Source organism: Streptomyces qaidamensis, from assembly GCF_001611795.1.
GTDB classification, from domain to species: Bacteria; Actinomycetota; Actinomycetes; order Streptomycetales; family Streptomycetaceae; genus Streptomyces; species Streptomyces qaidamensis.
Genome location: NZ_CP015098.1, coordinates 7,284,934 through 7,302,069 on the forward strand (window position 1 = coordinate 7,284,934; position 17,136 = coordinate 7,302,069).

At 73.6% G+C, this 17,136-nt stretch carries 17 protein-coding genes; 6 read left to right on the plus strand and 11 right to left on the minus strand.

Going from position 1 to position 17,136, the window contains the following annotated elements; translation table 11 throughout:
* Positions 1-72 precede the first annotated feature (72 nt).
* The 3 genes from A4E84_RS32200 (at position 73) to A4E84_RS32210 (ending at position 2,727) form a co-directional block, all read left to right on the plus strand.
* Positions 73-924: a transglycosylase SLT domain-containing protein gene (locus A4E84_RS32200; protein WP_107308405.1), complete on the plus strand. Its 852-nt coding sequence runs from the start codon at positions 73-75 to the stop codon at positions 922-924.
* Entirely contained in the window at positions 921-1,949 is a 1,029-nt protein-coding gene (locus A4E84_RS32205; RefSeq protein ID WP_062929918.1) for a hypothetical protein, read from the plus strand. Before A4E84_RS32200 ends, A4E84_RS32205 begins: the two co-directional genes overlap by 4 nt.
* A 142-nt stretch (positions 1,950-2,091) precedes the next feature.
* A complete protein-coding gene (locus A4E84_RS32210) occupies positions 2,092-2,727 on the plus strand; it encodes a sigma-70 family RNA polymerase sigma factor (protein WP_079129196.1) in 636 nt (211 codons plus the stop codon).
* On the opposite strand, the gene A4E84_RS32215 is transcribed toward A4E84_RS32210, so the two are convergent.
* The 5 genes from A4E84_RS32215 to A4E84_RS32235 form a co-directional block, all read right to left on the minus strand.
* Positions 2,684-3,109 carry an acyl-CoA thioesterase gene (locus tag A4E84_RS32215; RefSeq protein ID WP_062929919.1) on the minus strand — a complete coding sequence of 142 codons (426 nt, stop codon included), beginning with the start codon at positions 3,107-3,109 and terminating at the stop codon, positions 2,684-2,686. The two genes, A4E84_RS32210 and A4E84_RS32215, sit on opposite strands and share 44 nt — an antisense overlap.
* Before the next feature lie 57 nt (positions 3,110-3,166).
* The gene (locus A4E84_RS32220) at positions 3,167-3,802 is read right to left on the minus strand and encodes a hypothetical protein (protein WP_062929920.1); all 636 of its coding nucleotides are present in this window, start codon (positions 3,800-3,802) and stop codon (positions 3,167-3,169) included.
* A 68-nt stretch (positions 3,803-3,870) separates the two neighbouring features.
* Complete coding sequence (locus A4E84_RS32225; protein ID WP_062929921.1) at positions 3,871-4,719, minus strand: cytochrome c oxidase assembly protein; 849 nt, start codon at positions 4,717-4,719, stop codon at positions 3,871-3,873.
* Positions 4,719-5,282, minus strand: coding sequence for a DUF2243 domain-containing protein (locus A4E84_RS32230; RefSeq protein ID WP_062929922.1), 564 nt, complete (start codon positions 5,280-5,282; stop codon positions 4,719-4,721). Before A4E84_RS32230 ends, A4E84_RS32225 begins: the two co-directional genes overlap by 1 nt.
* 141 nt (positions 5,283-5,423) lie before the next feature.
* A complete protein-coding gene (locus A4E84_RS32235; RefSeq protein WP_062929923.1) occupies positions 5,424-6,632 on the minus strand; it encodes a pyridoxal phosphate-dependent aminotransferase in 1,209 nt (402 codons plus the stop codon).
* 87 nt (positions 6,633-6,719) lie between these two features.
* Between A4E84_RS32235 and A4E84_RS32240 the strand changes: the two genes are divergently transcribed.
* The gene (locus A4E84_RS32240; RefSeq protein ID WP_062929924.1) at positions 6,720-7,346 is read left to right on the plus strand and encodes a winged helix-turn-helix transcriptional regulator; all 627 of its coding nucleotides are present in this window, start codon (positions 6,720-6,722) and stop codon (positions 7,344-7,346) included.
* 55 nt (positions 7,347-7,401) lie between these two features.
* Here the strand turns inward: A4E84_RS32240 and A4E84_RS32245 are convergent, their stop codons facing one another.
* The 3 genes from A4E84_RS32245 to A4E84_RS32255 are packed head-to-tail and all read right to left on the minus strand — an operon-like array spanning position 7,402 to position 10,993.
* Positions 7,402-8,190 (minus strand): hypothetical protein, encoded by a 789-nt coding sequence (locus A4E84_RS32245; protein WP_062929925.1) that lies wholly within the window; start codon positions 8,188-8,190, stop codon positions 7,402-7,404.
* A complete protein-coding gene (locus A4E84_RS32250) occupies positions 8,190-9,455 on the minus strand; it encodes a VWA domain-containing protein (RefSeq protein WP_062929926.1) in 1,266 nt (421 codons plus the stop codon). Before A4E84_RS32250 ends, A4E84_RS32245 begins: the two co-directional genes overlap by 1 nt.
* A 44-nt stretch (positions 9,456-9,499) precedes the next feature.
* Complete coding sequence (locus A4E84_RS32255; RefSeq protein WP_062929927.1) at positions 9,500-10,993, minus strand: IucA/IucC family protein; 1,494 nt, start codon at positions 10,991-10,993, stop codon at positions 9,500-9,502.
* 101 nt (positions 10,994-11,094) lie between these two features.
* Between A4E84_RS32255 and A4E84_RS32260 the strand changes: the two genes are divergently transcribed.
* Together A4E84_RS32260 and A4E84_RS32265 are read left to right on the plus strand one after the other, a co-directional pair.
* Positions 11,095-12,630 carry an IucA/IucC family protein gene (locus A4E84_RS32260; protein WP_062929928.1) on the plus strand — a complete coding sequence of 512 codons (1,536 nt, stop codon included), beginning with the start codon at positions 11,095-11,097 and terminating at the stop codon, positions 12,628-12,630.
* 61 nt (positions 12,631-12,691) lie between these two features.
* Complete coding sequence (locus tag A4E84_RS32265) at positions 12,692-13,063, plus strand: hypothetical protein (protein ID WP_062929929.1); 372 nt, start codon at positions 12,692-12,694, stop codon at positions 13,061-13,063.
* Here A4E84_RS32265 and A4E84_RS32270 read toward each other — a convergent pair.
* The 3 genes from A4E84_RS32270 to A4E84_RS32280 form a co-directional block, all read right to left on the minus strand.
* Positions 13,058-13,474, minus strand: coding sequence for a universal stress protein (locus A4E84_RS32270; RefSeq protein WP_062929930.1), 417 nt, complete (start codon positions 13,472-13,474; stop codon positions 13,058-13,060). The genes A4E84_RS32265 and A4E84_RS32270 overlap by 6 nt on opposite strands.
* A gap of 2 nt (positions 13,475-13,476) precedes the next feature.
* Positions 13,477-14,976 (minus strand): APC family permease, encoded by a 1,500-nt coding sequence (locus tag A4E84_RS32275; protein WP_062929931.1) that lies wholly within the window; start codon positions 14,974-14,976, stop codon positions 13,477-13,479.
* Positions 14,977-15,056: 80 nt separating this feature from the next.
* Positions 15,057-17,129 carry an iron ABC transporter permease gene (locus A4E84_RS32280; RefSeq protein WP_062929932.1) on the minus strand — a complete coding sequence of 691 codons (2,073 nt, stop codon included), beginning with the start codon at positions 17,127-17,129 and terminating at the stop codon, positions 15,057-15,059.
* Positions 17,130-17,136: the final 7 nt, after the last annotated feature.

Genomic DNA, 17,136 nt, shown 5'->3' on the forward strand with positions numbered 1-17,136 from the left:
CCGAGCCCGTCGACAGCACAACGGGCCGTCCAGCCGTCACGGTTCAAGGCAAGAGGAAGAAGGCGGGCCCACATGAGCGCGGGCACGGGAGAAAGCGGGGAGGGCGGGACTTCCACCGCCGTCCGGAACACCATCGCCGCCGGCACCGGCTGCGGCTGTCTGCTGTCGCCGCTCGCGCTGCTCGGCACCCTGGTCCTGATCATCATCATCGGCGGGTTCGGGGTCCTGCTGGCGCCGCTCATCGCGCTGATCCTGCTGTTCTCGGGCGGCGGCGGGGACGGTTCCGCCGGTGCGGACGACGCGGACGAGGTGATCGCCGTCTTCAACGGCGACGGCGGCGGCGAGCTGGACCCCTCGACGGTGCCGGGCGACCTGGTGGAGCCGATCGAGGAGGCCGGTGACCTGTGCGGGGCGATCGGCCCCGTCGTCATCGCCTCGCAGATCGAGCGGGAGTCCGGCTTCAACGAGGAACTGGTCGGCGAGAACGGTGAGGAGGGCATCTCCCAACTGCCGCCCGCGGTCTTCGAGAAGTACGGCGAGGACGACGACGACAACGACGAGACCTCGGCGTTCGACGCCGGGGACTCGATCATGGCCCAGGGCCGCCATCTGTGCGATCTGGCCGGTCAGGCCCAGCGGATGATCGACGCGAACGAGGCCACCGGCAGCGTCCTGGACCTCGCGCTGGCCGGCTACCACGTGGGGATGGATGCCGTGCGCGCGGCCAAGGGAGTGCCGCAGACGAACGAGGCGCAGGGCTACGTCCTCGCCGTCCGGGCCCAGTTCGCCAAGTACGAGGGTGTGGCCGCCCCGCCCCCCGGTGCCACCCCCGGAGTCACCCCGGGGGCGGACCCGGACCCCACGGCTTCCCCGTCCGCGTCCGGCGCTTCCGCACGTGAGCATCAGGAGGACTCGCAGTCATGACCCACTTCGCGGTGCGCATCCCGGGTGAGGGACTCGCCGAGATCAACGGCGAGCTCCTGGTCGTCGAAGAGGGCCGGGCCGTGCACGAAGCAGTGCTGGACCGCCTGCAACGCCACGCGCAGGAGCGCGCCGCCGCGGTCGAGGCCACGGTGAACGAGGGCCCTTCCGGGGCTGCCTTTGTGCTTCAGGTGGCCCCCGACGGCTCGAGCCGCCTCCTCGACCCGGCGGAGCGGACGGAGACGACGGGCCCCGCCCCCGAACCGCTGTCGGCTTCCGCCGCCGAACCGCCGGCGGTCCCCGCCCTCGAACCGCTGTCGGCTCCCGCCGCCCAACCGCCGGCGGTCCCCGCCGCCGAACCGCTGTCGGCTTCCGCCCTCGAACCGCTGGCGGTCCCCGCCCCCGAACCGCTGCCGGCTCCCGCCGCCCAACCGCTGCCGGCTCCCGCCCCCGAACCGCCGGCGGCCCCCGCCCCCGCCCCCGCCCACGCTCCCGTCTCTGCCGTCGCCGCGGCGGTCGCCCGCGCCCGGGCCGCAGCGGCCACCCCTCACGCCCCTGCCCCGCCTCCACAGCCGTCCCGCCCCCTTGCGCCGGAACTCGCGGACCTGGTGGCGCACATCAACGCGCTGACGGCCGCGGGCCGGATCGAAGAGGCGTCCGCCGAGGTGACCGCCCTGCGCGAGGCACTGACGCGGTCGGCGGGCACGGAGCACCCGGACGCGCTGGAGGCCCGGGCCATGGAGGCGTACCTGGCGCACCTGCGCGGGGACCACAGGGAGGCGACCGTGCTGGCCCTCTCGGTGGCCCGCATCCTGTGCGGCGCCGGTGCCCCAGGGGCCCCGGCGGCGATCGCACGGGCGGCGGCCGCCTGGCAGCGGCTGGAGGACGGCAGGGCGGCGGTCATCCACGGCAGCGAACTGCTGCACATGTGGAACCGGTTGCGCGGTGATGGCCGCCTCGCGCCGGCCGACGAACGGCTGGCCCGGCGGGTGCGCGCCCAGGTGGAGTCGCTGTCGGCCTGCGCGTGACCGGACGGGCGATGTACGAGCCGTGGACCGAGCGTCAAACGAGCGTGGAACGCCCCTGACCACACTCCGTTCCACCGGAGGCCCCGGTTCCGGCCGCCATGGCCGGGCGGGCCGCCCCAAGGAACAGGAGCAGGAGCACACCATGAACGTGACGGTGATCGGGTCCGCGAGCGCCGTGTCGCCCGAGGAACGGGCGCTGAGGAACCTCTACCAGGAGCACGGTCCGGCCCTCTACTCGTACGTGCTGCGCATGCTGGGCGGGGATACCCACCGCACCGAGGACGTCCTCCAGGAGACGCTGCTGCGCTGCTGGAACAAGCAGACGCTCGCCGACGGCGAGGGCATGGCCGTACGCCCCTGGATGTTCCGCATCGCCCGCAACCTCGTGATCGACGCCCACCGGACGAGGGCGGCCCGCCCGCAGGAGATAGGCGGGGCCGACTGGCTGACCGAACTGGGCAGCGACGCCGACGACATCGAACGCATGCTGACGTCCATCGTCCTGCACGACGCCCTCCGGGCCCTGACGCCGGCACACCGCGAGGCCCTGGAGGCCACCTTCTTCGCCGACCGCACCACGCACCAGGCGGCCACCGCGCTGGGCGTCCCCCAGGGCACGGTGAAGTCCCGCGTCTACTACGCCCTGCGCAGCCTGAGAGCGGCCCTGGAGGAACGCGGCATGCACGGACCGTCCGCGCGCCCGCGACCGCCCGCCGGGGATCCGGCCCACGGCCCTACGGGAGCCCGAACAACCCCGGGTCCGACGCCAGCTTCTTGAAGACCTCGGCGGGATCGGCGACCAGCTTGCGCTTCTCCAGGTCCAGGATGCCGCCGACCGCCGTGATCTCCGCGGCCACCGACCCGTCGGCCTTCAGGACGCTCTGCTCGATCCGGAACGTCTTGCCGCCGCCCCACTCGAAGGCGCACGTCACCTCGACCTCGTCGCCCGCGATCAGCTCGCGTTTGTAGCGGATGGTCGTCTCCAGGGCGACCGGGCCCACGCCGCTTCCGATGAGGGCGGACTGGCTGATCCCGGCGGCGTGGAGCAGCGACCAGCGGGCGTGCTCCGCGTAGTTCAGGTAGACGGCCTGGTTGAGGTGCCCCTGGACATCTGTCTCGTATCCGCGGACGGTCACAGGGACGGAAAACGGCTCGCTCACGGCTTCCCCTTCGGGTCTCGTGCACTGCGCAACGATCCACCGATCTTGGCATGCCCATCACGCCCGACGCGGTGAAGCCAGCAGATATCGGTTCCCGGTGCGCGGCTCACGGTGCTCGCTCACCTGCCAGCCCGCGCCTTCCAGGGTGGCCGCGCAGGCCCGGAGCGCCGCGCCGTCCGGCTCGTGCACGGCGACGGCCTCGGGCTGAGGGGTCTCGCGCACGCGGTAGCCCCCGCCCCCCCGCCCCGCCGGAGCGTGCCCGGCCGCCTCCAGAGCCAGCGCGGCGGCCCGCACCAGATGCGCACGCTCCCAGCCGCACGGCCGGTCCGTGCCCCCGCCGGGGTTGGTCATCCGGCGCAGCTCCAGCAGCCCCTGCCAGGCGCTGTGCACCTCACGGCGCCGGGCGGGCCCGGCATCCGCAGCGCCTTCCTCGCCGCCGACGCGCGCGGCGAACACCCCCGTCGACGCGGGGGCCTCCCCGGACCCGGCGGGTTCGGGCACCGGCGTGATGCCCTGCCGTACCCGGTGCCCCTCGGGTGTCAGGAAGTGGTCGTGCGGCGGCCGCGGGTGTCGGAAGGCCAGCCCCCGCTTCACCAGCGCCGTCAGCTGCGACTCCGTGCCCCGGAGCCGCCCGGTCACGGGGTCGGCGGCGTCGATGACACGCCGCTGCGCGGCGGTCGGCGGTCGGGTCACGGCGTGCTCCTCTCCGGCCTCGGACAGGCCCCCGGGGGCTGGGGCCACTCGTCCCACCTGCTCGAAGGCTACGACCCGCCACTGACATCGCGGGCCGGGACGACTCCCCGCGACGCACCACGGCTCGTCGCGCGCCGCGGCTCGGGCCGCCACGTGGCGACCAACGCGGCGGCCAGCAGCAGCTCGGCCAGATCACCGCCGTAGTACATGATTTCCGCGCCCCCCTGCACCTGGTCGACCGGCGCGTGGATGTCGACCCGGAAGCCGGCGTACATCAACTGGGAGATCACGGCGTGCGCAGCGATCGCGACGCCGAGGTAGACCAGCCGGGCCCGGACGCCCGGCCGGGTGGGGGCCGGGTCGGGGCCGGCGATGGCGTGGGCGAACAGGCATCCGGAGAGCAGAAAGTGCGCGTGCAGCAGCCAGTGCGCGGCCGGGCCGGCCGCGGTCGCGTTGTACAGGGGGGTGAAGTACAGCACCACGAGGCTGCCCGTGGAGAGGACCAGCGCGGCGACCGGGTGGGCGATCACGCGGGCGGGCGGACTGTGCAGCACCGCGGTCAGCCGCCGTCCGCGGGATGCGGGCAGGGTGCGCAGCAGGAGCGTGACGGGGGCGGCCAGGACCAGGGCGAGCGGCGCGTACATGCCGATGAGGAGGTGCTGGGCCATGTGCCCGCGGAAGTCCTCGTGGGCGAAGGGGGCCACGGGCGGCAGCAGTGCGACACCGAGCAGGACGATCCCGCCGAGGAAGAAGCCGGTCCGCCACCGGCTCCAGCCGAGGGCCGGATTGCGGTGGTGCGCCCGGCGGACGAGCAGCAGGTAGGCACCGGCGGCGGCGAGCAGCACGAGCGCGGGCGGCAGCCAGTCCAGGGTGCCGCCGGCTGCGTCGTGCCCGTGCTCGGGCAGGTGGTGGTCCATCAGCCCTGCCGGCCCTCACGAGGGCCGGCGGGCGCACCGGGGTCGAAGAACCGGCCGCTGCGCTGGAGCAGATGGCCGCCGGCCACCAGCAGGGCGCCCAGGACGAGGAAGCCGATGTCCCACCAGACCTGACCCTCCCCGGCGTGGACGTGGTGGATGCCGAGGACGTGGTGGTCCAGGACGCCCTCGACGAGGTTGAACAGGCCCCAGCCGACGAGCATCCAGCCCCACAGCACCCGTGAGGTCCACACCCGCAGCCGGTGGTGGAGCACCCGCGAGTACAGCACGGCCAGCCCCAGGAGGACCGAGAGCCAGCACACCGTGTGGAAGACGCCGTCCCACAGGGTGTTCATCTCCAGGCCGGAGACGGTGTGGGGGTTGTAGTACTTCACCCCGATGCGGTCCTGGTTGGTGCTGGAGAGCATGTGGTGCCACTGCAGCAACTGGTGCAGCAGGATGCCGTCGACGAACCCGCCCATCCCCACCCCGAGCACGATCCCCGGCAAGCGGAGGTCCGCCGGCCGTGCGGTGTCGGCCCGGGCTTCACCCTGCGTGGTGGCCATCACTCGTCTCCGCTCTCGCCTGGGGGAAAGGACCGAAGACGACGTTCCCCCCTGCACAGCGCTCACGCCCTGCGCTCGGCCTCCATCCGGCTCAAAGACCCTTTCAGGCCGTCCCCGCGCGCTCCGGGAGACACTCGGCGCCTACTGGCGGTACCCGCCGAGGAACCGGCCGATCCGGCCGATCGCCGCCTCCAGGTCGTCCGCTTGCGGCAGGGTCAGGATGCGGAAGTGGTCCGGGGCCGGCCAGTTGAAGCCCGTGCCCTGGACGACCTGGATCTTCTCCCGCAGCAGCAGGTCCAGGACGAACTTCTCGTCGTCGTGGATCTTGTGCACCTTCGGGTCGAGACGCGGGAACGCGTACAGCGCGCCCTTGGGCTTCACGCACGTCACCCCGGGGATCTCGTTCAGCTTCTCCCAGGCGACGTTCCGCTGCTCAAGCAGCCGGCCGCCCGGCGTGGTCAGCTCGCGGATCGACTGCCGGCCGCCGAGCGCGGCCTGGATGGCGTACTGGGCGGGCGCGTTGGCGCACAGCCGCATGGAGGCCAGCATGGTGAGGCCCTCCAGGTAGTCCTTGGCGTGCTGTCGTGGTCCCGTGACCACCAGCCAGCCGGAGCGGAAGCCCGCCACGCGGTAGGTCTTGGACAGGCCGCAGAAGGTGAGGACCACCAGGTCGGGGGCGAGGGCGGCGGCCGAGTGGTGCACGGCGTCGTCGTAGAGGATCTGGTCGTAGATCTCGTCGGCGAAGACCATCAGGCCGTGCCGCCTGGCGAGGTCGAGGATGCCCTCGACGATCTCCCTGGGGTAGACCGCGCCGGTGGGGTTGTTCGGGTTGATGATCACGACCGCCTTCGTCCGGTCGGTGATCTTCGACGCCATGTCGTCGAGGTCGGGGTACCACTCGGCCTGCTCGTCGCACAGGTAGTGGACCGCCTTGCCGCCCGCGAGGGTCGTCACCGCCGTCCAGAGGGGGAAGTCCGGGGCGGGGATCAGGATCTCGTCGCCGTCCTCGATGAGTGCCTGGACGGCCATCGACACCAGTTCCGAGACGCCGTTGCCGAGGAAGACGTCGTCGACGCCGACCTCCAGGCCCAGGGTCTGGTAGCGCTGGGCGACCGCGCGGCGGGCGGACAGGATCCCGCGCGAGTCGGTGTAGCCGTGGGCCTGCGGCAGCATCCGGATCATGTCCTGGAGGATCTCCTCGGGAGCCTCGAACCCGAAGAGCGCCGGATTGCCGGTGTTCAGGCGCAGCACGCTGTGGCCCGCCTCCTCCAGCGCGTCGGCCTGCTCGATGACCGGGCCGCGGATCTCGTAACAGACCTCGCTGAGCTTGCTCGACTGCCGGAACTCCATGCGCCGCTTCTCCTCTGCCGAACTGTGTTGCTTGGTTTTACCAAGTGCGAGCTTGGAAAGTCCAACAACTTGTCTAGACTGCGTCGCATGCCACCTCGCCGAAGCTACGACCAGTACTGCTCCGCCGCCCGTGCGCTCGATGTCGTCGGCGACCGCTGGACCCTGCTGATCGTCCGGGAGCTCCTCGCCGGTCCCCGCCGCTACACCGACCTGCACGCGGACCTGCCCGGGGTCAGCACCGACGTACTCGCCTCGCGGCTGAAGGACATGGAGCGCGACGGCCTGTCGACCCGGCGCCGGCTGCCGCCGCCCGGTGCGGCGTTCGTGTACGAACTCACCCCCCGCGGGCGGGAGTTGCTGCCCGTGCTGCAGGCGCTGGGGGAGTGGGGGCGGTCCGGGCTCGGGGAACGCCGGCCGACGGACGCGGTCCGGGCGCACTGGTTCGCCCTGCCCCTGCTGCGTCTGCTGGACGGGGATGGGCTCGTCGAAGTCCGCCTGGAGGAAGGCCTGTTCCATCTGCACGCCGGTGCCGAGGACGGGCCCGTGTACGGCGACGGTCCCGCCCCCGGGGAGCCGGACGCCCGGCTGGCCCTGGACACGGCCACGTGCACGGCCATCGCGTGCGGTGAGCTGAGCCTCGTCCACGCCGTGCGCGCGGGGCGGGTCGAGGTGAGCGGCGAGGGCGCGCTCGCCAAGGCGCTGCGCGAGGCATGACAGAAGGCCCGCGGTCAGCGGGCCTTCTGAGTGCCATCAGGAGAGTCGGGGATCGTCAGGCCGGCGGCACCCGGGACGGCCGTCCCGTCCCGCGCGTCAGCGCGTACCCGCCGACCCCCGCAAGCGCCGCGAGGATCCCGCCGACCGCGGTCCACACCCACCGGTCCGACCACCAGCCGGACGCCCAGCCGTCCTCGGGTTCGAGACCGGCCAGCACCGCAGCGTCCTCCCGATCCTCTGCGGGCTTCGTGGCGACGCCCGGCACCAGCGGCTCGGCGAGCGAGCCGTCCACCGCCGCGGATCCGCCGATGTCCCGGGAGTCCACCCGCACCTCGCTGCCGACCGGGAGACCGAGGTCGGCGGTGGCGACGCCGGTGGCCGTCAGCCGGACGTAGTAGGTGCCGGGCAGCGGGTCGTTCGCCCACGGCTCCGACCAGGCACGGACCGTGCGCAGCACGCAGGCCAGCTCCACGGAGGAGGCGTCCGCCGCCGCGGTGCGGGTCTGCGCCCCGTACTGGCAGGCCTGGCGGCGGCGCAGACCGTCGTAGACGTCGACCTGCCAGGTCTGGGGCGCGTGGCTTTCCGGCAGCTTCACCGTCGCCTTGACCGTGGGGCGCTGTCCGGTGTCGGCGGGGAACGACCAGTACAGGTAGTCGCCGGTGGAGCCGCTCGCCGTGGCCGGCTGCCCCTGCTCGATCTCCGCCGCCGTGCGGAACGACGTACCGGCCCGCGTGGGGGCGGACGTGCCGTCCTGCGACGGACTCGGCGAGGCGTCGGCCGCCGCCGGGGCGGCCGCCAGGCCGAGGGTCAGCAACGCCACGCTCAACGCTCGTACCACTCGCATCAGTTGGTCCTCCAGACCGCGACCCGCCAGCGCGACAGCCAGCCCCAGACGAGACCGGCGAGGAAGCCGGTGAGGATCAGCACGCCGAGCAGCCACCAGCCGCGGCCGAGGCCGAAGGCGGCCACGTCGCCCGCCGGGCTCGGGGCGTCCACGACGTCCACCGTCAGCTCCAGTGGCAGGCCGGGCGTGGTCTTCACACCGGGGGCCGCCGAGAAGGAGTGCGAGACGCCGAGGCAGACCGCCTCGGCGGGAGCGTCCTCGTCGTCGCTCCCGGCCTTCGGGTAGCGCAGGCCCGTCGAGATCACGTCCGTACGGCCGGTGCCCGCCGCCTCGCCGCGCACGATCTCGCGGCCCTTGGACGTCACGGCCCGCATCAGCAGGCCGTAGCCGGGGTTCACGGCCCGGTCCGCCGCGACGCTCACCGAGGCGCGCAGCTCCTGCCCCGGCCGCACGTCCACCCGGTACCAGCGCTGCTGCCCGAACTCCTCGCGGTCGCTGTACAGGCCCGACTTCAGCGTCGGCGCCCCGGCGCACCGGCCGGCGCCCTCGGCCGGCACCGGCGTCACCACCGGATCGGCCGCCCGGTCCACCAACTGGTTGACCCGGTCGGTCAGTTCGTCCTGGTGCTGGACCGAGGTGTAGGTGCCGCCGGTGGCCTCGGCGATGCAGCTCAGCTGTCTGCTCAGCTTGGCGGTGGGCACCAGGCCCAGGGTGTCGATGGTCAGGCCGATGCCCTTGGCCGCTATCTCGCGGGCCACCTCGCACGGGTCGAGCGGGGCGCAGGTGTCCTCGCCGTCGCTGATCAGCACGATGCGCTTGGAGCCGTCGCCGCCGTCCAGGTCGCCGGCCGCCTTCAGCAGGGCCGGGCCGATCGGCGTCCAGCCCGTCGGGGTGAGCGTGGCGACGGCCGTCTTGGCCTCGGTGCGGTCGAGCGGGCCGACGGGGTAGAGCTGCGCGGTGTCCTTGCAGCCCGTCCTGCGATCGTCCCCGGGGTAGTTCGCGCCGAGGGTGCGGATGCCGAGTTCGACCTCCTCGGGCGTCGCGTCGAGCACCTCGTTGAACGCCTGCTTCGCGGCGGCCATCCGCGACTGGCCGTCGATGTCCCGCGCCCGCATCGAGCCGCTCACGTCGAGGACGAGGTCTACCTTGGGGGCGTCCTGGCCCGTGGGTTCGCCGGCGGCCGCTCCGGCCGGGAAGGCGAGCCCGGCCGTCAGCGCGGCGAGCAGGGCACAGACCCCTGCCGCCAGCCGTGTTCTTGTGATCATCGCCGGATCCTATTGATCACCCGGCTCCGCTTCCAAAACGACTCTCACCGAAAGGGATTGGGCAGTTCCGCCCACTGGTCCCCGGGTGTCCGCGGCGAGAGCCGCATCAGCGTCAGAGCCTTCGTGGGCAGCGGATCCCCACACAGGGCCGCGAGGTCCGCGGTGCGCGGCAGGTCCCGTACGGCCGTCTCCAGCGCCGCTCCGAGCGCCGGGCCCGACCCGGCCGTGCCGGCCAGCGCGCCCGCCACGAGCGAGCCGAACAGCTTGCGGCGCAGCGCGCGTTCGTCGTCCGTGACCATCCGGGCGGGCAGCTCGGGCACCGTGATGCCGTGCCGGGCGAGGCGGGCCGGGCTGACACGGATGTCGGCCAGGTCGCGGTAGACCAGCCGCAGCGGATCGCCCGCCGCCGACAGGACCACCAGGAGGTTCTGGCCGTGCGCCTCCAGGGCCACGCCCAGCTCCAGCAGCCGCAGTCCGACGGTCAGCGCGAGCCGGGCGAAACCGGCCAGCCAGGCGGGGGAGCCGGCGAGGCCGGTGGTGGCGAGCGCCGCCACCGGCAGCACCCGCTCGCCGCTGCCCGCGTACGTCTGCGGCGACTCCCGCAGGACGGCCGCGAAGTCGGGAGAGCCGGCCGCCGCCGCGCCCAGGGTCCGGGTGATGTGCAGCAGGCCGTCCGTGCGCGCCGCCGGAGTCGCCGCGAAGTCCGACAGCATCGCCGACGCGGCCACCGAGGGCAGGGAGATGTCCCGCACCGAGGACGTCAGCCGGGCGCTCAGCGAGGTCTTCACATGCGGCCCGCCGGCCAGGGCCAGCGTCCGCAGGGACATCAGCGGATACGCGGGCCGCCGCTCCTCGCACTCCCGCTTCAGCACGTGCGCCGCCTGCCACGGGTGCACCGGCAGCACCACCCGCTCCCCGTCCCGCAGCTCCCGCGGCCACCCACCCGTGACCAGGCACTCCTCGGCCCGCACCGGCACCATGCCCAGCTCCACGACCGGCCGGTGCTCCGGCGCGTAGGCCAGCTGCTCGGCCACCGAGAAGCCGGGCCGGGACCGGCACGTGGGATGGAAGGGGTGCCCGTCCGTGATCCGCTGCTCCCACCCCCAGTCGTTCTCCGGCCAGTGGTCCCCCTCGCCCTCCTGCCCCGCCCTCGACAGCGCCAACGAGGCGACACTGTGCCCGAGTTCGACGGCGAAGGAGGCGGAGTGCGGTACGGCGAGGTCCGTCATCAGCCGCGCCGGATCCGCGTAGGCCGTCCCGTCGAGCCGTACGCCGGTGACGTACGCGCCGGTGGCGTACGGATCCGGCCGGGGGCCGTGCAGCCGGCGGCCGTCGGACAGGGACAGCGTCAGCCCGTCCCCGTCCTGCTCGCGGCGGGCGACCCAGGGCAGTGGATCGTGGGCGAGACCGCGCCACAGCCGGGACAGCACGGCCGCCCGGGCGCCGGGCAGTTCGGCCTCGTACCGCGGCAGCAGCCCGGGCCGTACGACGGACAGCTCGTCGGCGACCTCGGTCTCGGCGGAGGGGGGACGGTGCACGGGCGGGCTCCTCGGGTACGCATAGGGGCGTCACAGCGGAATGGCGACGACCGACATACTGATCATCTCCGCCCGGAACGCTGGAAGGACCATAGGGACGAGTGGAACGCGTGGACCTCATGCCCCCGCCGGCCGACGACGACTCGGCCCACGGTGCCGACCCGGCCACCGGGGCCCTCGCCGACGCATACGCCGCCGTGCCCTTGCTGAACTGCCTGCTGCGGGAGGTGGCCCGGCCGGTGCGCCGGGAGGGCGGCCATCGCGTCTACCGGCTGCCCGGCGGGGACCGCCTGCTGCGGGTGCGCGGCACGCGACGGCCCGCCGAACCGGAGGTCGAGATCGCGGGCGCCTGGCACCGCCTCGGCCACACCGAGCTGGTCAAGCTCGTCGCCGAGGAACTGCGCCGGCACACCGGGCTGTCCAACCACGAACTGCCCGCCGAGATGCTCGACAGCCGGGACACCGTGGCCGCCCTGCTCGCCGCCCGGGCCCGGGCCACCCCGCCCGGCGACCTCTACCTGCGCTCCGAGCAGTCCCTCCTCACCGGCCACACCCACCACCCCGCCCCCAAGGCGCGCGGCGGCGGCCCCGCCGCCGATTGGCTGCCGTACGCGCCCGAGGCGTACGCCCGCTTCCCGATGGCCCTGCTCGGGCTGCGTGAGGACACCGTCGTCGAGGAGGGCGACACCTCCGCCCTCGACACACTCGGCACGGCCCCGCCCGGCTACCGCCTGCTCCCGGCCCACCCCTGGCAGCTGGATCTGGCGGGCCGGGAACTCGCCGCCGCCTTCGCGGACGGCAGGCTGATCCGGCTCGGCACGACCACCTTCGACACCTGGCCGACGGCCGCGATCCGCACGCTCTACGCGCCCGGGCACGACCTCTTCCTCAAGTTCAGCCTGGACGTGCGCATCACCAACGACATCCGCCGGCTCTGGCACCACGACCTGCTCGCCCTGCGCAGGACGGACGCGGCCGTGTGCGACGCCTTCGCGGCGTTCGACGGTCCTCCGGCCTGGCTCGGCGACCGCGGGTACCGCACCGCAGGCTTCGCCTTCGAGGCCTTGGCCGTCCTCGTCCGCGACGGCTTCGGCGACCGCCTCCTGCCCGGCGCGACCCCGCTGCTCGCCGCCGGTCTGGTCGAGGGGTTCGACGGCAGCCCGCTCGACCGCGCCGCCGACCCGGGGGCCTGGTGGGCTGCCTACCTGGCCCGGGTCGTGCCCCCGGCGCTGGCGGCGTTCGCCGAGCACGGCGTCGTCATCGAGGCCCACCTGCAGAACACCCTGGTCGCCGTGGACGTCGACGGCCTGCCGGTGCAGGCGCTGTACCGGGACGCCGAGGGCGTGAAGCTGCTGCCGGAGGTGTCGCGGCAGGCCGGCTGGGAGCGGCTCGTGTACTGCCTGGTCGTCAACCACCTCATGGAGATCGCCGGCGCCCTCGCCGAAGGCCACCCAGGGTTCGACCCCTGGCCCGCCGCCCGCCGCGAACTCGCCCGCCACGACCTCCCCGAGATCCCCGCCCTGCTCAGCTCGCCGACCCTCCCCGCGAAGACCAACCTGCTGCTGCGGTGGACGGGCGCCGACGGCGCCGACGCCCGCTACCGGCCCCTGCCCAACCCGCTCCGAGAAGGGACCTGACCGTCCGGGCCCGGCGCCCGCGTGACATGATCATCGTCATACGCAGAGAGGGAGGGGCGGCATGTCCGCGACGCCGAACGCAGGGGTCCCCTGCCGCCTCGTCGTCTGCCGGGACTGCTGCTGCGGCACCCGCAAGATCAGAGGCGTCGATCACGCCGCCCAGACCGAACGCCTGCGCGAGGCGGCACCGGTACGCGTCTCCGACTGCCTCGACGTCTGCGACCAGGCCAACGTCGTCGTCGTGCAGCCGTCGTCGGCGGGCCGGGCCGCCGGAGCCCGGCCGGTGTGGCTCGGACTGGTCAACGACCCGGCCGCCACCGAGGACGTCGTCTCCTGGGTGCGCGAGGGCGGCCCCGGTGTCGCGCCCCTGCCCGACATCCTCGGCCTGTACGTCTTCAAGCCGCCCGGGCGACGCCGCTCCGGCGGCTCATGACCGGGCCGGCACGCACAGCACGGGCACGGTCGACAGGTGCAGCAGCTTGTGCGGTGTGGAGCCCAGCAGCGCGCCCCGCACCGGGCTCTCGCCCCATGTGCCCACCACGATGACCCTGGCGCCGTGCCGGGCCGCCGCCTCGATCAGCGCCTGCGCGGGCCGCTCGTCGATGAGTTCCACGGACGTCCGCACACCGGCCTCGTCGGCCACCCGCACCGCGTGGGAGAGCGCGGTGCTGCCGGCCTCGCGGACGGCCTCGTGATGTGCGCCGTACTCCTCGCCCGTGACACCCGGGGCGGCGACGCCGTGGACGATCACCAGCGGTTCGTCGTACGCGGTCGCCACCTCGATGGCGACGCGCAGCGCGCTCAGGGCGCCCGGGGACTCGTCGTAGCCGAGGACCACCGACATGTTCAGGACTCCTTGCCGTCGACGAGGTCCGGGTCGACCACGCTCGGGTGTTCCGACCAGAAGGCGGGCGCCAGCAGCCGCCACACGATCATGAGGACCACGCCCGTCACCACGATGCCGATGCCGATGACGAGCGGCGGACCCAGCCCGAACCACGAGACGCCGCTGTAGGAGTTCCCGGGGTCGGACATGTCCGCCACGGATTCCACCAGCAGCCACGCCAGCAGCCCCGCGCCGATCAGCGGGCCGAGGCCGATCAGGAAGAAGTTGCGGGCGCTGCGGGTCAGCTGGCGGCGGTAGTAGACCGCGCAGGCCAGGCCCGTGAGCGCGTAGTAGAAGGCGATCAGCAGGGACAGGGCGGTGAGGGAGTCGAAGAGGGCGTTCTCGCTGACGTGGTAGAGCACGAGGTACCAGGCGATGGCGATGCCGGCGACCCACCAGGTGCTCACGTCGGGGGTGCGGAACCGCGGGTGGATGCGGCCGAAGTGCGCGGGCAGCGCGTGCCGGCGTGCCATGGACAGACCTGTGCGCGACGCCGGGATGATCGTCGTCTGCGTGGAGGCGAGCGCCGACGTCGAGACGGCGAGCAGGACGACCCAGTCCCAGCCGCCCATCGCCTCCTCGGCGAGCAGCGCGAAGATGAACTCCTCCTCCGCCGCGTTCTCGGCGAGGTAGTCCGTTCCGGCGTAGGCCACGACCGCGAAGGCGACCGCGAGGTAGGTCACCAGCAGCAGCACGGTCGACCAGACGGCCGCCCGGCCGGGGGCGGTGGCCGAGTCCTCGACCTCTTCGGTGAGGTTGACCGCCGACTCCCACCCCCAGTAGATGAACACACCCAGCAGCAGGGACGCGGTCAGTGACGCCCCTCCGGCTCCGAACGGATCGAGCCAGCCGAACTCCGGATCGACGGCGTCGAGGGTGCCGGTGTCGGCGTAGACGCGGTAGAGCGCCACCACGGCGAAGGCCAGCAGGCAGGCGACCTGGGCCAGGATGAGGACGTTCTGCACCTTGGCCGAGATCTCGGTGCCGATCACGCAGACGGCCGTCATCACCAGGATGAGCAGCACCGTCAGCACCTGGCGCACCGCGTCGTTGTCGGCCCAGCCGTCCAGGCCCACGGCGAGCAGGAAGAACGTCACGGCGACGTCCGCGAGCGACCCGACGACCAGGACGCCCGTCATCGCGATGGCCCAGCCGCCCAGCCAGCCCGCCCACGGCCCCATGGCCCGGGTGACCCAGGAGAACGTCGTGCCGCAGTCCTGGTCGACCTTGTTGAGGTAGTAGAACGCCGACGCGATCAGCAGCATGGGCACGAACGACGCGAGCATCACCCCGGGGGCGTAGATGCCCACCAGCGCCACGATCGGCCCGATGACCGCCGCCACGGAGTACGCGGGGGAGGTCGCGTTGAGCCCGATGACCAGGGCGTCGAGAAACCCGATCGCATTGGGTTTCAGGCTCGCTTCCGGGGGCGGGCCCGGGTCCGTGATGTCCTTGGCCATGCTCCCTCGCTCCTGTTGTGTGTGCATCCATACAACAGGCACTTTCGGAGCGCTTTAACTATTGATGCCCCTTTCGGGCGTCATGTCGTTTTCCGGCCGCGGACCAGCAGGTGCAGGAAGTACGGCGTGCCGATCACCGCCGTCATCAGGCCGGCGCCCAGCTGGGCGGGGGCGATGACGGTGCGGCCGATCAGATCGGCCGTGCAGACCAGCGTCGCGCCGAGCAGGACGGCGACCGGTACGACCCGCCCGTGGCGCCGGCCCACGAGGGCGCGGGCCGCGTGCGGAGCCACCAGGCCCACGAAGCCGATCGTGCCGGCCGAGGCGACGGCGGTCGCGGCGAGCAGCACGCCCGTCACCAACAAGCCCAGCCTGGCCCGCGGCAGTCCGAGACCGAGCAGCCGCGGGGTGTCCTCGTCCAGCGAGACGAGGTCCAGCTCGGTGCGCCGGGTGAACGCGACGGCCAGGCCCAGGGCCAGGACGAGCGCGACGGGCAGGACGTCGGCCATGGTCCGCCCGTAGGTGGAACCGGACAGCCAGGTCAGCGCCTTGGTGGCGTTGAACGGGTCGGTGAGCACGATGAGCAGGCTGATCAGGGCCGTGGAACCGGCCGCCATGCCGATGCCGACGAGGACCAGCCGGTTCTGCCGGTATCCGCCCCGGGCGGACAGCCCGAAGACGATGGCCGAGGCCAGCGCCGCGCCCCCGAAGGCCGCGCCGGCGACCCCCCAGGAACCGGCCGCGGGCACGGTGGTGACGAGCAGGACGGCGCCCAGCGCGGCACCGCCGGAGACGCCCAGTACACCGGGCTCCGCCAGGGGATTGCGGGTCACGGCCTGCACCAGGGTGCCGGCCAGGGCGAGCGCCGCGCCCGCGCACAGCGCCGCGAGCACCCGCGGCACGCGGGTGTCCAGGACGAAGGAGACGGTCTGCCCGGCCCGCCCCTGCACCCAGTTGGCGACATCGCCGAGCAGGAGCTTGCTGTCGCCCAGCAGGACGCCGGCCACGGTGACGCCGACGACCGCCGCGACGAGTGCGCCCACGGTGACGAGGAACGCCGTCCGGCTCGGGACGCGCAGCCGGTCCGGCGCGTCGGCCCCGGCGGTGTCCTTGAGGCGCAGGGCCGTCACCACGAGGAAGACGGCACCGACCAGGCTGGTGACGATGCCCGTGGGGACGGCGACCGCCGTGTCCGCCGGGATGAGGGTCCGCAGCAGCACGTCCGACCCGAGCACCAGCGCGGCACCGGCCAGACCGGCCACGGGCAGCACCGCCCGGGCCCGGACGAACCCCCGGAACCGGCGGGCGAGCGGACGGACCAGCGCGGGGGCGCACAGGCCGACGAAGCCGATGGGCCCGGCGAGCGTGACGGCCGCGGCGGACAGCAGCGCCGCCAGCACCACCACCGTGACCCGGGTGGCCCGCACGGGCACGCCGAGGCCGCGCGCCGCGTCGTCCCCGAGGGCGAGCGCGTCGACCCGGCGGGCGACCAGCAGGAGTCCGGCGAGTCCCACCAGGGCGACGGGCAGCATCTGCAGGACGCCGTCGAAGCCGTTCTGGCCGATGCTGCCCTGGTTCCACTGGTAGAGGCCCTCCGTCTGCTGCGGGAACAGCAGGAGCAGCCCCTCGGTGACGGAGTTCAGGCCCAGGGCGAGCGCGGTGCCGGCGAGGACCAGCCGCACGGTGCCCGTGCCGAGGCCGGACAGCGCCAGGACGACGGCGGCGGCCGCCAGCCCGCCCGCGAAGGCCACGCCGGAGGAGGCGAGCAGGGGCAGCGAGACACCGGTCGCGCCGACCAGCCCGAGGGCCAGGTACGAACCGGCGTTCACGGCGAGGGTGTCGGGCGAGGCGAGCACATTGCGGCTGACGGCCTGCAGGACCGCGCCCGCGATGCCGAGGACGACGCCGACCAGGATGCCGGCGGTCATCCGCGGCAGCCGGGAGGCGATCACGACGGACGCGTCACCCGGATCGGCCTGCCCGGTCAGGGCCTTGAAGACCTGGCCCGGTCCGACGGAGGCCGTGCCCTGGGTGATGTCGACGACGGCGAGGGCGGCGACCAGGAGGACGAGCCCGGCCGTCACCGCGGCCGCACCCGTCCGGGACGCGGCCGCCTGCGGACGGGCGACGGAGGGTGCTTCGGTGACGGCCATGGCCTCG